This window comes from Sphingomonas sp. (assembly GCF_036731925.1).
GTDB lineage: Bacteria > Pseudomonadota > Alphaproteobacteria > Sphingomonadales > Sphingomonadaceae > Sphingomonas.
The window spans coordinates 1,135,166-1,148,570 of sequence record NZ_DAINDJ010000002.1; the positions used below are offsets into that span (position 1 = coordinate 1,135,166).

Here is a 13,405-nt window from a genome sequence, read left to right on the forward strand (position 1 = left end):
CCGCAGCCTGTCCCGTACCGGGCTCAGCGGCCGACCTGCATCAGCCCCTTGGTCCTGGCATCGCCGCCCGGGCGCAGCTGGAGCGCGAAGGGCTGGCCGTCGTCGGTGGTGCCGATCAGGTTATCGTCTTTCGTCGTCACCTTGAAGCCCTGCTTCGTCATGTTGTCGCGGAACCAGTCGCGCACCACCGTCGGCGCGGCCGGGCTCTCGAACTCGACGATCACCTGCCCGTCCCTGTCGCTGTTGCCATCGTTCACCTTGAGGTTCCTGAGCGTCGAGCCGGGGTAGAGCGTCACGCCGTCGATATCGAAATTCTTCGCGTCGAGCGGCATCTTCGGCAGCGTGATCGATCCCTGGATGCCCGGCGCCTTGATCTGGATCCGGCCATTGGCGTCGGTGGAGATCACACTGTTGCCGTCGGTATCGTTGCCGTCGAAATTGATGTTGGCATTGCCGTGGCAGGCGGCGAGCGCGATCGGCAGCAAGAGAGGTGCGAAACAGCGATTCATCGGGGTACTCCTGCGGCGGTTCCACACCGCAATGTTGTTGCGCGGGCATCCACGTCAACCTGAAAAAGGGTGACGCGGCAGCATGGTTGGGCCATGGCGCAGGCATGAACGCCCCGCATCTGAGCACCGCCTCCGCCGGCAAGGCCCCGCTGCGCTTCGGCGAGTTCGTGCCGCTCGCCGCCGCGCTGATGGCACTGACCGCGCTGGGCATCGATTCGATGCTTCCGGCCCTGCCCGCGATCGGCACCAGCCTGGGGGTCGATTCGGCCAACCACCGCCAGTTCGTGATCACCGCCTTCCTGATCGGCTTCGCGGTGGCGCAGCTCGCCTATGGGCCGCTGTCCGACCGCTTCGGGCGCCGGCCGGTGCTGCTGGTTGCGCTCAGCTGCTATGTCGTCACCTGCGCCATCGCCGCCATTTCCGGCAGCTTCGTGCTGCTGCTGCTGGCCCGTCTGGCGATGGGCACGGCCGCGGCGGGCGCGCGCGTTGTCACCGTCGCGCTGGTGCGCGACTGCTATTCAGGACGCGCGATGGCGCGGGTGATGAGCCTGGTGTTCATCGTGTTCATGGCCGCGCCGATCTTCGCGCCTGCGGTCGGGCAAATCATTCTCTCCGCCGGCGGATCGTGGCGGACGATCTTCTGGGGAATCGGCGCGATCGCGGGGCTGGTGCTGCTGTGGTTCGCGCTGCGCATGCCGGAAACCCTGGCGACCGACGCGCGCCAGTCGCTTCATCCTGCCCGCGTGGTCTCCGACTACGGCCTGATGCTGCGCGACCGCGCCGCCGTGGGCTACACCATCGCGACCGGTCTGCTCTCCGGCGCGCTGTTCGGCTTCATCGGATCGGTACAGCAGGTGATGGCCGACGTCTTCCACCGGCCGGACCTGCTCACCGTGGTGTTCGCCGGCGTGGCGAGCACGATGGCGGTGGGCTCGTTCCTCAATTCGCGCATCGTGATGCGGCTGGGCACTCGCGTGATCTCCCACACCGCACTCACCCTGCTGACGCTGGTCGCCGGCGTGCACCTTGCCATTACCGTGCTGGATCTCGAGACGCTGTGGAGCTTCGCCGTGCTGCAGGCGCTGATGATGGCATGCTTCGGCCTCGCCACCTCCAACTTCTCGGCCATGGCGATGGAGCGGATGGGCGCGATCGCCGGCACCGCCTCCAGCCTGCAGGGGTTTGTGACGACGCTGGCCGGCGCGCTGATCGGCGCGGCCATCGGCCAGGCCTTCGATGGCACCACCATCCCGCTGTATAGTGGTTTTCTGCTGATGGGTGGGCTCTCGCTCGTGGTAGTAGCGGTAACGGAACGCGGACGGATGTTCCGCCCGAGCTGAGTCGGAACGCAGCCGGGGCCAGCGCCGTTGCGCATCCGAACCCCGGCGATCCCCGCCGGGCCAGCAATGAGGTTTGGCGATGAGCGGCATTCAGAGTCCGGGCGACGACGGCTACGACGCGGAAGGCTATGACGAGAGCCAGCGCGCCGAAATTCTCGAGGTGACGGGCGACGGGCCGGACGACGGCGCGCTGCTGACCGACATCAACCCCGATCTCGGCGGGAGCGAGGACGACGACGACGATCTCGACGATCTCGCCATGACCGACGACGAGATCGGCGAGGAAGACGACGACGCCGATGAGGACGAGGACGACCTCGACGAGGACGACATCCAGGACGATTTCGACGACGAGGATGTCGAAGAGGACGATCTGGACGAGGAACTCGACGATCCGGACGACGTGGCGCTGCGTCCCTGAGACGACGCGGATCGGTGCGCGTGGCGACGGCCTCGCGCACCCCTCCTCCGCCGGCGATCCGACTTGCGGCGCGCTCCAAAAATGTTACGATATACCGTAGCAACATAGGAGGAGAGGTCATGCGCAAGGTCGTACCCGCCGCCGAACCCATGCCGATCGGCGCGATCAACGTGACGCCGTTCATCGACGTGATGCTGGTACTGCTGATCGTGATGATCCTCAGCATGCCGATGATGTCCCACAAGGTGCCCGTCGACCTGCCACAGGGTGGTTCGGTCGCGAACGACGACGCCACCCACCGCCTGGCGATCGACCGCGACGGGGCCTTGTTCTGGGACGGCGCACGCCTCGCCGACGCCGCCCTGCCCGCCAAGCTGGCGGCGCTGCGCACCGACGCGGCGGTACTGCAGCTCCAGACCGACCCTGAAGCCCGGTACGAGCGCTTCGACACGATTCTTGCCGCGATCAAGCGCGCGAACATCGCCAAGCTGGGCTTTGTCGGCAACCAGCCGCTCACGGAATGAGGAACCTGCGCATCCGGTAGCTCGTTCGCATCCTTCGATGTGGAAGAGACCCGGATGCGCCTGATTCCTGCCCTGCTCGCCGCCTGCTCGCTCGCCGCCTGTTCTTCCGGCCTGCCCCCAGCCCCTGAAAACAGCGCCAACGACACCAGCATGGCCGAGGTGAACCAGACCGCGCCCCCCGCGACCGAGCTGGCCCCGGCCAACGAACAGCAGCTGGAACCGCTTGATCCGCCCGCTCCCGGCCAGCCCGGCGGCCTGCCCGATGATCGCACGCCCGTCAGCGAGGCCAGGTTCACGCCGGACAGCGCACAGGGTGCCGCCAATGTCGTGCAGACCTATTATGCGCTGATCGAAAGCGGCCGCACCGAGCAGGCCTGGGCCTTGTGGAGCGACGGCGGCAAGGCGTCCGGCGGCGACGCCAAGGCATTTGCGGCCCGCTTCGCGCCCTATTCCGAATATCACGCCAACATCGGCGCGCCCGGCCGCATCGAGGCGGGCGCCGGCCAGCGCTATGTGACCGTGCCGGTGCAGGTCTATGGTCGTATCAGGGCTACGGCCAAGCCCTTTTACCAGCTGGGCGAGGTGACGCTGCACCGCGCCGGCGACATCGACGGCGCCACCCCCGAACAGCGGTCCTGGCGGATCCGCGCGGTCAAGTTCGAGGGAGATCCGGGCAAGCCCGGACAGTGATCGTTACCGCCGTGATCAGCCACCGATGACGTTGCGGAGCAGCTCCAGATCGGCATTGTCGATCGGCTGCCCCAGCGCGTCGGTAGCGTTCTCCGCCGATGCGGCGGCAGGCACCTTTCCCACGCCGGCCACGCTCACCGCGGTCCACAGCACGCCGGCCGCCCAGAGCAACGCCGCCCAGCGGCTGCGGAACAGGGCGGAGGGGCGGCGCGGCAGCATGGTGCGAACCCTGCTCCCCATAGGGTGAATACGGCGCTACGCTGCATGGTTACCGCACCGAGGATTGCTGATGCCCCGCTTCTCCCGATCGATCACTGCGACGCCCGACGACATCGACGTGCTGGGTCATGTCAACAATGCCATATGGGTCGCCTGGATCCAGGACATCGCCGTCGCGCATTGGGAAGCACTGGCAACGCCGCGGGAACAGGAAGCCTATGTCTGGGTCGTCACCCGGCACGAGATCGACTATCGCGGCAATGTACGCGCCGGCGAAACGGTGACCGGCGAGACCTGGGTGCCGGAGCCGGCGCGGGGCGCGCGCTTCAACCGGCACGTCCGCTTCCTCGGCGATGACGGCAAGGTACGGGTGGAAGCGGTAACCACCTGGGCGCTGCTCGACCGCGCCGCCGGGCGGCTGCTGCGCGTGCCGGCCGCGCTGAGCGACCGTTTCCTTGAGGCGCGCGACTGACGAACCGAGTCGTCGGCACGACGAACCGTGGTTCGCGCGGTCGCCGAACTCGCGTAGGGTGCGTGGCCATGGCGTTCCTGCGTGTGTTTCCGCTGGCGGTGTTGTCGCTGCCCCTGCTGCTGTCGGCCTGCATCTTCGGCAGCGATGGCGGCGACAAGCGGCCCGCGCCCGCCCCCACCCGCCCGGCGGGCAGCCGGCCGATCACGCTCAACCGTCCGACGCCGCGCGACACGCAGCAATGCTTCACCGATTTGTCGCGCGCCGGCGTCCGGTTCAGCGCGATGCCCGATCGCGACTATGGCGGCGGCTGCCTGGTCGAAGGCGCGGTACAGCTGGTCGACATCGGCGTGCCGGTGGGCGGCATCAAGGGCATGCGTTGCCCGCTCGCCCGCGCCTTTACCGGCTGGGTGCAATATGCCGTGGCGCCCGCCGCGCGCCAGATCCTCGGCAGCGACCTGGTGCGGGTGGATACGTTCGGCACCTATGTCTGCCGTGCCATTGTCGGAGGCACCCAGCCCGGCACCAAGCTGTCCGAGCATGGCCGCGCCAATGCCGTGGACGTATCCGGCTTCGTGCTGAAGGACGGGCGGCGGATCACCATCCTCAAGGACTGGCAGAACCAGGATCCTGCGGTCCGGCGATTCCTGGAAACCATTCACGGATCTGCCTGCAGACGTTTCGCTACCGTATTGAGTCCGAACTATAATTACGTCCACCGCGATCATTTCCACCTCGACATGGGCCGCGGCCCGTTCTGCGCCTGAGGCTTTCCAAGCGGGGCGGATGCGCCTAATCCGCCGGTGATGAGCGATACGAGAGTCCCCTCGCGCGTCTTCCGCCCTGCCCAGCAGGAAGCCGAAGCCGCCAACACCGCCACCGGCACCCCGCAGACCGAACACCCCGCCTATCGGCTGGCCTTCCAGGACATGGACTTCCTGCTGCGCGAGGACCTCCGGCCGGTGCGCTTCCAGCTGGAGCTGCTGAAGCCACAGCTGCTGCTCGACGAGGCGAACATCGCGTCGACCTTCGTGATCTACGGTTCGGCGCGCATCCCCGAGCCCGCCAAGGCCGAGGCAGTGCTGGCGCTGGCCGAGACCGATCAGCAGAAGCGGATCGCGGAGAGCCTGGTCGCCAAGTCCAAATATTACGATGTCGCGCGCGAACTGGGCCGGCTGGCGAGCAACTTCCCGCTCGATGCTGCGGGCAAGCGGCACTTCGTCGTCACCTCGGGCGGCGGCCCCTCGATCATGGAAGCGGCAAACCGCGGCGCGCGCGACGTGGGCGCAGAGACGATCGGCCTCAACATCGTGCTGCCGCACGAACAGGCGCCGAACCCGTATGTCACGCCGGGCCTGAGCATGCAGTTCCACTATTTCGCGCTGCGGAAGATGCACTTCCTGCTCCACGCGCGCGCCGTGGCGGTGTTCCCGGGCGGCTTCGGCACGTTCGACGAAAGCTTCGAGCTGCTGACGCTGATCCAGACCGGCAAGGTCGATCCGATCCCGGTGCTGTTCTACGGCAAGGAGTTCTGGAACCGCGTCGTCAATTTCGAGGCGCTGTGCGACGAAGGCGTGATCTCGCCGCGCGACCTGAACCTGTTCCGCTTCTGCGAAACGGCCGAAGAAGGCTGGGAAATCGTTCAGGATTTCTGGCGGAACAAGGAAACGGCGCAGGGCTGAGGGACCGTCTTGGAAATTCGCGGAAGATCGAATTTCCAGGCAGTTCCTGCGCATGGCATTGCGGGATCGCTCGCGCTGGCGCCTGATTGGGCTATAGCGCGGGCATGACCGATCCGCTGATCCGCATTGCCGAGGCGCTCGAACGGCTGGCGCCGCCCCCCGCCCCGCTTGCCGACCTGGAAGCGCACCCCGCCTATGTGTGGCGTGGCCGGGACATCGTGCCGGCGCGCGCATTCGCGCCTACGCCCCTTGCGCTGCTGCAGGGCGTGGAGAAGCAGCGGGCCGCGCTGCTCGCCAATCTGGAGCGGCTTGCCGCCGGCCACGCCGCGCAGGACGTGCTGCTCTGGGGCGCGCGCGGCACCGGCAAGTCGGCGCTGGTCAAGGGTGCGGTGGCAGACGTGCAGGCGCAGGGCGGCCGGCTGGCACTGGTGGAGGCGGCGACCACGCATCTCGAGACGCTGCCCGATCTGTTCGCGCTGCTCGCCACCACTAACCGTCCCTTCGCGGTTTTCCTCGACGATCTGGGCTTCGATGCCGCTGCCGACGCGCGGGCGCTCCGCTCGCTGCTGGAAGGCGGCGCGGAGGCACGGCCGGCCCATTGCCGGCTGCTGGTGACGTCGAACCGCCGGCACCTGCTTCCGCGCGACATCGAAGCGCAATCGAGCGCGATCAACCCGCGCGATTCGATCGACGACGAGCTGGCACTGGCCGATCGCTTCGGCCTGTCGCTGGGGTTCCACGTGGTGGACCAGGACACCTATGTCGCGATCGTTCGCGGCTATGCCGAGGCCCATGGACTGGATTTCGCGCCGGAAGACGCGATCCAGTGGGCAACGCGACGCGGCAGCCGCTCCGGGCGGGTCGCCTGGCAATATATCGTCGAGCTGGCGGGACGGCAGGGCAAGCGGCTCTGACCCGAGCAAGAAGGCCCGCTTCCTACGCGCTCAGTTTGTCCCGATATGAGACACATTCCTCTCATGGTGAGTGTGTGCCTCGATGTTTTGTGCGCGTGCAGCATCGTTTTCATGTCGAAACGTTCGCCAGCGGCATTTTGGCTCCTACCCACGCGTTGCGAGGAGCGACGCGGAGTTAGAGGGCATCGTTTGCACGAGGAGCACGTTTCCGAAGTCGGCGATCCAGCCGTTCTCGTCCATTTCGCTCTGCACCGAACAATTCGTATCTGCGTATATTTATTTATATGCGGTTCATTGCCTCGTGATTTCAGAAGCTTAACGGTTAGTTAACAAGCAAAATAGCGAGTCGCTAAAACAACCGTATTCGACGCTTTTGAGGGAGGTTGTCTTCATGCGTATTCCTACCAGGATCGCTGCTTTTGCAGCATTGATGTGCGCGGCAGCGCCCGCACAAGCCGCTACGATCATCGGACAAATCAGCTTTGGCGGGTACGTCCGTCCGATCGGCGCCTCCAACATGGGCGCCGCTACCGGTCTCGATTTCTACAACGCTGTCACGCCGGGCAATGCCGCGGCGCCGGGAACCATCGTCTCCGCATTCGGCAGCACCGGCGTGTTCAGCGGCATCACGTGCCTTGGCCTGTGCGGCACGATCAAGGATCTGCCGAATTTCTCGGTCGGGTCGATCAACTCGTTCTTTGACATCGGTTCGGCGATCTTCTTCGACCTGGCGTCGATCACCTCGGTCAACCAGTCGCCAGATAACGCTGGCGGCGGCCTGAAGCTGATCGCCTCGGGCACGTTCCGCATCGCCGGCTATCAGGATACTCCGGGCCTGCTGACGCTGACCACGCAAGGGGACGGCATCACCAGCTTCTCGGCGACGGCCCTGTCCGCGGTGCCGGAACCGGCCAGCTGGGCGCTGATGATCGCCGGCTTCGGCATGATGGGCGGCATGCTCCGCGCGTCGCGCCGGTCGGTGCGGGTTCGTTACTCGACCAACTGACCTTCCAGCCCCCTGGATGCGCGAACCCCGCCGGAGCGATCCGGCGGGGTTCGTCGTTCTTGCGCATAAGCACGCATGCGGGCGAACTCGCCCTCGCGGGCGTCAGCCCAGCCCTTCCACCATCTCCGCCAGCTCCAGCCAGCGCATCTCGGCCGCATCCTTTTCGTCACGCAGCTTGGCGATGCCGTCGCTCAGCCTGGCGAACTTCGCCGGGTCCTTGGTGTAGAGCGCGGGATCGGCCAGCGCCGCCTCGTCGCGCGCGATCGTCTGGTCGATCTCCTCGATGCGCTTGGGCAGCAGCTCGTAATCGCGCTGGTCCTTGTAGCTGAGCTTGGTACGCGCCTTGGGCGCCTCGGGCGCGGGCGCGGCGGCGGCCGGCTTGCCCGCCTTCTTCGCTTCGTTGCGCGGGCGGCGCTTGGCCTCCCAATCGGCATAGCCGCCGACCACCACGTCCACCGTGCCGCTGCCATCGAGCCCCAGCGTGACCGTGACGGTGCGGTCCAGGAAGTCGCGGTCGTGGCTGACGATCAGCACCGTGCCGGCATAATCGGCGATCACTTCCTGGAGCAGGTCCAGGGTCTCGAGGTCGAGATCGTTGGTCGGTTCGTCGAGCACCAGCAGGTTGGAGGGCCGAGCAAATTCGCGCGCGAGCAGCAGGCGCGAGCGCTCGCCGCCCGACAGCGTACCGATCCGTGCCTCGGCGATGCTGGGGTCGAACAGGAACTCCTTGAGATAGCCATGGACGTGCTTGCGCGCGCCCTGCACGTCGATCCAGTCGCCGCCGTCCGCCAGCACGTCGCGCACGCGCTTGTCCGGCGCCATCAGGCTGCGTTGCTGATCGATGATGATCGCATCCAGCGTCTGGGAAAGCTTCACGCTGCCCTCGTCGGGCTGGAGCTCGCCGGTGAGCATCTTGAGCAGGGTCGACTTGCCCGCGCCGTTCGATCCGACGATGCCGATCCGGTCGCCCTTGGTGACGCGGAAGGTCAGATCCTTGATGATCGTCCGCTCGCCGAAACGCTTGGTGACGTGCTTGGCGTCGATCACCACCTTGGTCTGGTTGCCGTCCGAGGCGGTGGCGAGCGCGGCGGTGCCCTGCGGACCCTGCATCGCGGCGCGTTCGGCGCGCATGTCCTTGAGCTTGGCGAGGCGGCCCTGGTTGCGGCGTCGGCGGCCGGTGACGCCGCGCTGGAGCCAATGCTCCTCGATCTTGAGCTTGGCGTCGAGCCGCTGGGCGTTGCGCTCCTCCTCGGCATAGACCTGCTCGGTCCAGGCCTCGAACCCGCCAAAGCCGATCTCGGCGCGGCGGATGGAACCGCGATCGAGCCACAGCGTCTGGCGCGTCAGGCGGGTGAGGAAGGTACGATCGTGGCTGATGACGACGAAGGCGCCCTTGTAGCGTGTCAGCCAGTCTTCCAGCCATTCGATCGCGCCGAGATCGAGATGGTTGGTCGGTTCGTCGAGCAGCAGCACGTCCGGGTCCTGCGCCAGCGCGCGGGCAATGGCGGCGCGGCGGCGCTCGCCGCCCGAGGCCGTCGCCGCCTCTCGGCTGAGGTCGATCCCGAGCTGGTCGGCGATCGCCTCCGCCTCGTGCTGGGCGGGCGCGTCGTCGCCGGAGAGGACGTAATCCATCAGCGTGGTGCAGCCGAGCATCCGCGGCTCCTGCTCCAGCAGGATCACGCGAGTGCCGGGCACGATGGTGCGGCGGCCCTCGTCGCTGTCGATCGCGCCGGCGATCAGCTTGAGCAGCGTCGTCTTGCCCGCGCCGTTGCGGCCGATCAGCGCGAGCCGATCGCGCTCGCCGACATGCAGGTCGAGATTGCGGAAAAGCCAGCCGGATCCCTGAACGAGACCCAGCCCTTCATAGGAAAGCACCGGAGCAGCCATGGTGCAGCACCTAGGAGGCGGCGGGCCTCCCCGCAAGCGGCCAGGCACGGGGCGCGGCGATGTACCAATGCCACAATTGCCGAACCGCGGCTGACGTTCATGTTCAGGGGCTATTCAATGCCCGGACCCTATGCCATTCCCATGCCGATGTTGGTCAAACCCGTTCTGATCGCGTGTCTTGCGAGCCTCGCGCTCACGAGCCCGGTCCTCGCGCGCCCGATTGGTGCGGAGCAGGATGACGGCCAGCGTGCGGCGCGCGAGCGGCGGCTTCGCGGCCAGAATCTGCCCGCGCGCGAGATCGAGCGCCGAGTGATCCCGAAGATGCCGGGCGCGCAATATCTCGGGTTCGATTATGATCCCGAGCACGATGTTTACACGCTCAAGTTCCTGCGCAACGGATCGGTGATCTGGGTGGAGGTGGACGGCCATACCGGGCAGATCCTCCGGCGCATGGGCAGCTGAGCATACAGAAAAGGACGGGACAGCGAATGCGACTTCTGATCGTCGAGGACGAACCCAATCTCGGGATCCAGCTGCGCACGGCGCTGGAAGGTGCGGGCTATGCCGTCGACCTCGCTACCGACGGCGAGGAAGGCCATTTCCTCGGCTCGACCGAGCAATATGACGCGATCATCCTCGACCTTGGTCTGCCCGAGATCGACGGACTGACCGTGCTCGATCGCTGGCGCAAGGAAGGCCGCACCATGCCGGTGCTGGTGCTCACCGCGCGGGACAGCTGGTCGGACAAGGTCGCGGGCCTCGATGCCGGCGCCGACGATTATGTCGCCAAGCCCTTCCAGACCGAAGAGCTGATCGCCCGCCTCCGCGCGCTGATCCGCCGCGCCTCGGGCAATGCCTCGGCCGAGCTGACCGCGGGCGACATCCGCCTCGATACCCGCTCGGGCAAGGTCACCAAGGCGGGCGAGCCGGTGAAGCTGACGGCGCAGGAATACAAGCTGCTGAGCTACCTGCTCCACCACAAGGGCAAGGTGGTGAGCCGCACCGAGCTGATCGAGCATATCTACGACCAGGATTTCGATCGCGATTCGAACACGATCGAAGTGTTCGTGACGCGCATCCGCAAGAAGCTGGGCGCCGATGTGATCACCACCATCCGCGGCCTGGGTTACAGCCTCGACGAATCCAGCTTCACCTGAGGCCGGAGGGATGGACGCAGCGCCGATCTCCAGCGACGACGCGCCCGAGGCGGCGTCCGCGTCCGCGGAAGCCGAGGCACGCGGGTACCGGCCGGTGCGCGTCACCGGCTCGGTCAGCCGGCGTATGCTGCTGGTGGCGACGACCTGGATCCTGCTGCTGCTGGTCGGCGGCGGGCTGGCGCTGGACCGCGTGCTGACCGGCGCGATCACCCGCAATTTCGACGACCAGCTCGATTATCTCGTCTCGTCGATGATCGTCTCGGCCGAAGTCGGGTCGAACGGCGAAGTGGTGCTCAATCGCGAGCTCGCCGACCAGCGCTTCCTCGAGCCGAATTCAGGCGCCTATTGGCAGATCAGTGGCCAGGGCTTCGAGCCCTTCCCCTCCCGCTCGCTGTGGGACCGCAAGCTGCGCGTCGATCAGGTGCACAACGATCGCGAGATGCATTTCTACGACAGCAACCAGTTTGCCGACCAGAAACTGCGCATCGCCGAGCGCGATCTGAAACTGCCCGGATCGCCGGTCCGCTGGCGCTTCCAGGTGGCGGAGAGCCGGGAAGTGCTCGACGCGCAGATCGCCACCGTCCGCCGCACCCTGGTGCGCAGTTTTGCCCTGCTGGGGCTGGGGCTGGTCGCGATGGCGGCACTCCAGACCTGGTACGGCCTCAAGCCGCTGCGCAAGGTGCGGCGCGAGATCGCCAGCCTGCGTGCGGGACGGACGCAGCGGGTCGGCGGGCCGATGCCGGCCGAAGTCGGGCCGATGGTCGACGAACTCAACGCACTCGTAGAGCATAATGATCGCCAGGCCGAGGAGGCGCGGCGCCATGCCGGCAACCTCGCCCATGCGCTCAAGACGCCGCTCAGCGTGATCATGAACGCCGCCGCAGCCGGCCAGGACGACCTGCCGGACACCGTGATCCGCGAAGCGCGGACGATGCGGCGGCAGATCGATCATCACCTCGCCCGCGCGCGCGCGGTCGGTCGGCGCGGCAGCGCGCACAGCCGCGCCGAGGTGTGGCCGTCGATCGAGGCGGTGGAGCGCGCCGTGGCGCGGCTCTACCCCAATGTCCGCATCGATGTGGACGGGGTGAAGGATGCCGTCGCCCATATCGAGCGACAGGATCTCGACGAGATTCTGGGCAACCTGGTGGAGAACGCGGCCAAGTATGGCGGCGGCAGCGTCTTCGTGACGGCCCGGCTCGAATCGGGCTTTGTCGAAATCCTGGTCGAGGACGACGGCATGGGCATCCCCGAGGCCGATCGCATCCGCATCTTCGATCGCGGCGTGCGGCTCGATACCGGCAAGCCCGGCACGGGCCTCGGCATGGCGATCGTCCGCGACGTTGCCGAGATCTATGGCGGCACGGTCAGCCTGGAGGAGAGCGAGGATCTGGGCGGCCTGCTTGTCCGCCTCCGTCTGCCCGCCGCGGGCTGAGGCTCAGGCCGGCTCGACCGCGCGCATCGCCTCCGCCGCGATCTCCAGGCTGCGCTTGCGGGCCTGGTGATCGAACATCGCGCTGGTGAGCATCAGCTCGTCGGCCTGGGTACGTTCGATGAAGGCCTCGATCTCGCGGCGCACCTTGGCGGGGCCACCGACCGCCGAGGCGGACAGGACATGATCGAGCACCGCATTGCCCTGCGCCCCCAGGCTCTCGCGATAGCCGCGTACCGGCGGCGGCAGCTGGATGCCCCGCCCGGTGGTGCGGATGGCGACGAATGCCTGTTGCTGCGAGCTGGCGAGCAGCTCCGCCTCCTCGTCCGTATCCGCGGCGAAAACGTTGAAGCCCAGCATCACGTGCGGCTTGGCCAGCGCCGCCGACGGGCGGAAGTTGCGGCGATAGACCGCGATAGCCTCATCGAGCAGCCCCGGCGCGAAATGCGACGCAAAGGCATAGGGCAGGCCCAGGGCGGCTGCGAGCTGCGCACCGAAGGTGCTGGAGCCGAGGATCCACAGCTTCACGTCCGCGCCCGCTCCCGGCGTCGCGCGCACACCGGTGCGGCCGTCATCGGCGAAATAGCTTTGCAGCTCCATGACGTCCTGCGGGAACTCGTTGCCGTCGCTGGTGGAGTTGCGGCGGATCGCGGCGGCTACGCGCTGGTCCGAACCCGGCGCACGGCCGAGGCCGAGATCGATGCGGCCGGGGAACAGCGCGTCCAGCGTGCCGAACGCCTCCGCCACCTGCAGCGGGGAGTGATTGGGCAGCATGATGCCGCCCGCACCGACGCGGATGCTGCTGGTTGCCTGGCCGACATGCGCGATCACCACCGCGGTGGCAGCGCTGGCGATCCCCTCCATGCCATGATGTTCGGCAACCCAGTAGCGCTGGAAACCGAGCTTCTCGGCATGGGCGGCGAGGTCGGCGGCGTTGGCGAGCGCCTGGCCCACGGTGCCGCCTTGGACGACGGGCACCAGATCGAGCAAGGAATATGCAGTCATGGACAGGATGTGGGGACGCTGGTGCAGCGTTGCCAGAGGGTTACCGCCCGCAACGCGCTAAGCGGGCGTTGCGGCGCCCGGCGTTTCCACCCGCCGTCCTCCCGGCGAACGCCGGGATGACGGGCCGGGTCCTCCCAAGCCGGGAGGACCCGG

General features: G+C 67.2%; 16 protein-coding genes. 12 read left to right on the forward strand and 4 right to left on the reverse strand.

Annotated elements, in window-relative coordinates; translation table 11 throughout:
* Nucleotides 1–23 precede the first annotated feature (23 nt).
* Nucleotides 24–509: a hypothetical protein gene (locus V7E00_RS14860; RefSeq protein ID WP_333573400.1), complete on the reverse strand. Its 486-nt coding sequence runs from the start codon at nucleotides 507–509 to the stop codon at nucleotides 24–26.
* A 104-nt stretch (nucleotides 510–613) separates the two neighbouring features.
* On the opposite strand from V7E00_RS14860, the gene V7E00_RS14865 reads away from it, so the two are divergent.
* The 4 genes from V7E00_RS14865 to V7E00_RS14880 all read left to right on the forward strand — a co-directional run bounded on the left by V7E00_RS14865 (nucleotide 614) and on the right by V7E00_RS14880 (nucleotide 3,484).
* Nucleotides 614–1,849 (forward strand): multidrug effflux MFS transporter, encoded by a 1,236-nt coding sequence (locus tag V7E00_RS14865; RefSeq protein WP_333573401.1) that lies wholly within the window; start codon nucleotides 614–616, stop codon nucleotides 1,847–1,849.
* 79 nt (nucleotides 1,850–1,928) lie between these two features.
* Nucleotides 1,929–2,270, forward strand: coding sequence for a DNA primase (locus tag V7E00_RS14870; protein ID WP_333573402.1), 342 nt, complete (start codon nucleotides 1,929–1,931; stop codon nucleotides 2,268–2,270).
* A 119-nt stretch (nucleotides 2,271–2,389) separates the two neighbouring features.
* Nucleotides 2,390–2,794 carry an ExbD/TolR family protein gene (locus tag V7E00_RS14875; protein ID WP_333573403.1) on the forward strand — a complete coding sequence of 135 codons (405 nt, stop codon included), beginning with the start codon at nucleotides 2,390–2,392 and terminating at the stop codon, nucleotides 2,792–2,794.
* Between the two features lie 54 nt (nucleotides 2,795–2,848).
* A complete protein-coding gene (locus tag V7E00_RS14880; RefSeq protein ID WP_333573404.1) occupies nucleotides 2,849–3,484 on the forward strand; it encodes a hypothetical protein in 636 nt (211 codons plus the stop codon).
* Between the two features lie 15 nt (nucleotides 3,485–3,499).
* Here the strand turns inward: V7E00_RS14880 and V7E00_RS14885 are convergent, their stop codons facing one another.
* Entirely contained in the window at nucleotides 3,500–3,703 is a 204-nt protein-coding gene (locus V7E00_RS14885) for a hypothetical protein (protein ID WP_333573405.1), read from the reverse strand.
* A 70-nt stretch (nucleotides 3,704–3,773) separates the two neighbouring features.
* Between V7E00_RS14885 and V7E00_RS14890 the strand changes: the two genes are divergently transcribed.
* The 5 genes from V7E00_RS14890 to V7E00_RS14910 all read left to right on the forward strand — a co-directional run bounded on the left by V7E00_RS14890 (nucleotide 3,774) and on the right by V7E00_RS14910 (nucleotide 7,774).
* Nucleotides 3,774–4,175 (forward strand): acyl-CoA thioesterase, encoded by a 402-nt coding sequence (locus V7E00_RS14890; RefSeq protein ID WP_333573406.1) that lies wholly within the window; start codon nucleotides 3,774–3,776, stop codon nucleotides 4,173–4,175.
* A gap of 68 nt (nucleotides 4,176–4,243) precedes the next feature.
* Nucleotides 4,244–4,939, forward strand: coding sequence for an extensin family protein (locus V7E00_RS14895; RefSeq protein ID WP_333573407.1), 696 nt, complete (start codon nucleotides 4,244–4,246; stop codon nucleotides 4,937–4,939).
* 39 nt (nucleotides 4,940–4,978) lie between these two features.
* On the forward strand, nucleotides 4,979–5,854 hold the full coding sequence (locus tag V7E00_RS14900) for an LOG family protein (RefSeq protein ID WP_333573408.1): 876 nt from the start codon (nucleotides 4,979–4,981) through the stop codon (nucleotides 5,852–5,854).
* 104 nt (nucleotides 5,855–5,958) lie between these two features.
* Nucleotides 5,959–6,768, forward strand: coding sequence for an ATP-binding protein (locus V7E00_RS14905; protein ID WP_333573409.1), 810 nt, complete (start codon nucleotides 5,959–5,961; stop codon nucleotides 6,766–6,768).
* 391 nt (nucleotides 6,769–7,159) lie between these two features.
* On the forward strand, nucleotides 7,160–7,774 hold the full coding sequence (locus V7E00_RS14910; RefSeq protein WP_333573410.1) for a PEPxxWA-CTERM sorting domain-containing protein: 615 nt from the start codon (nucleotides 7,160–7,162) through the stop codon (nucleotides 7,772–7,774).
* Between the two features lie 102 nt (nucleotides 7,775–7,876).
* On the opposite strand, the gene V7E00_RS14915 is transcribed toward V7E00_RS14910, so the two are convergent.
* Complete coding sequence (locus V7E00_RS14915; protein WP_333573411.1) at nucleotides 7,877–9,661, reverse strand: ABC-F family ATP-binding cassette domain-containing protein; 1,785 nt, start codon at nucleotides 9,659–9,661, stop codon at nucleotides 7,877–7,879.
* A gap of 141 nt (nucleotides 9,662–9,802) precedes the next feature.
* Between V7E00_RS14915 and V7E00_RS14920 the strand changes: the two genes are divergently transcribed.
* The 3 genes from V7E00_RS14920 to V7E00_RS14930 all read left to right on the forward strand — a co-directional run bounded on the left by V7E00_RS14920 (nucleotide 9,803) and on the right by V7E00_RS14930 (nucleotide 12,250).
* The gene (locus V7E00_RS14920; RefSeq protein ID WP_064310677.1) at nucleotides 9,803–10,123 is read left to right on the forward strand and encodes a hypothetical protein; all 321 of its coding nucleotides are present in this window, start codon (nucleotides 9,803–9,805) and stop codon (nucleotides 10,121–10,123) included.
* A 26-nt stretch (nucleotides 10,124–10,149) separates the two neighbouring features.
* The gene (locus V7E00_RS14925; protein ID WP_066721311.1) at nucleotides 10,150–10,818 is read left to right on the forward strand and encodes a response regulator transcription factor; all 669 of its coding nucleotides are present in this window, start codon (nucleotides 10,150–10,152) and stop codon (nucleotides 10,816–10,818) included.
* A gap of 124 nt (nucleotides 10,819–10,942) precedes the next feature.
* Nucleotides 10,943–12,250, forward strand: a complete 1,308-nt coding sequence (locus tag V7E00_RS14930) for a sensor histidine kinase (RefSeq protein WP_333573876.1) — start codon at nucleotides 10,943–10,945, stop codon at nucleotides 12,248–12,250.
* A 3-nt stretch (nucleotides 12,251–12,253) separates the two neighbouring features.
* On the opposite strand, the gene V7E00_RS14935 is transcribed toward V7E00_RS14930, so the two are convergent.
* Nucleotides 12,254–13,252 (reverse strand): LLM class flavin-dependent oxidoreductase, encoded by a 999-nt coding sequence (locus tag V7E00_RS14935; RefSeq protein ID WP_333573412.1) that lies wholly within the window; start codon nucleotides 13,250–13,252, stop codon nucleotides 12,254–12,256.
* Between the last annotated feature and the right edge of the window lie 153 nt (nucleotides 13,253–13,405).

Bases quoted from the DNA above. Each gene is read 5' to 3' on its own strand.
- V7E00_RS14860 (WP_333573400.1), bottom strand. From the start codon at position 509: ATGAATCGCTGTTTCGCACCTCTCTTGCTGCCGATCGCGCTCGCCGCC.
- V7E00_RS14865 (WP_333573401.1), top strand. From the start codon at position 614: ATGAACGCCCCGCATCTGAGCACCGCCTCCGCCGGCAAGGCCCCGCTG.
- V7E00_RS14870 (WP_333573402.1), top strand. From the start codon at position 1,929: ATGAGCGGCATTCAGAGTCCGGGCGACGACGGCTACGACGCGGAAGGC.
- V7E00_RS14875 (WP_333573403.1), top strand. From the start codon at position 2,390: ATGCGCAAGGTCGTACCCGCCGCCGAACCCATGCCGATCGGCGCGATC.
- V7E00_RS14880 (WP_333573404.1), top strand. From the start codon at position 2,849: ATGCGCCTGATTCCTGCCCTGCTCGCCGCCTGCTCGCTCGCCGCCTGT.
- V7E00_RS14885 (WP_333573405.1), bottom strand. From the start codon at position 3,703: ATGCTGCCGCGCCGCCCCTCCGCCCTGTTCCGCAGCCGCTGGGCGGCG.
- V7E00_RS14890 (WP_333573406.1), top strand. From the start codon at position 3,774: ATGCCCCGCTTCTCCCGATCGATCACTGCGACGCCCGACGACATCGAC.
- V7E00_RS14895 (WP_333573407.1), top strand. From the start codon at position 4,244: ATGGCGTTCCTGCGTGTGTTTCCGCTGGCGGTGTTGTCGCTGCCCCTG.
- V7E00_RS14900 (WP_333573408.1), top strand. From the start codon at position 4,979: ATGAGCGATACGAGAGTCCCCTCGCGCGTCTTCCGCCCTGCCCAGCAG.
- V7E00_RS14905 (WP_333573409.1), top strand. From the start codon at position 5,959: ATGACCGATCCGCTGATCCGCATTGCCGAGGCGCTCGAACGGCTGGCG.
- V7E00_RS14910 (WP_333573410.1), top strand. From the start codon at position 7,160: ATGCGTATTCCTACCAGGATCGCTGCTTTTGCAGCATTGATGTGCGCG.
- V7E00_RS14915 (WP_333573411.1), bottom strand. From the start codon at position 9,661: ATGGCTGCTCCGGTGCTTTCCTATGAAGGGCTGGGTCTCGTTCAGGGA.
- V7E00_RS14920 (WP_064310677.1), top strand. From the start codon at position 9,803: ATGCCGATGTTGGTCAAACCCGTTCTGATCGCGTGTCTTGCGAGCCTC.
- V7E00_RS14925 (WP_066721311.1), top strand. From the start codon at position 10,150: ATGCGACTTCTGATCGTCGAGGACGAACCCAATCTCGGGATCCAGCTG.
- V7E00_RS14930 (WP_333573876.1), top strand. From the start codon at position 10,943: ATGCTGCTGGTGGCGACGACCTGGATCCTGCTGCTGCTGGTCGGCGGC.
- V7E00_RS14935 (WP_333573412.1), bottom strand. From the start codon at position 13,252: ATGACTGCATATTCCTTGCTCGATCTGGTGCCCGTCGTCCAAGGCGGC.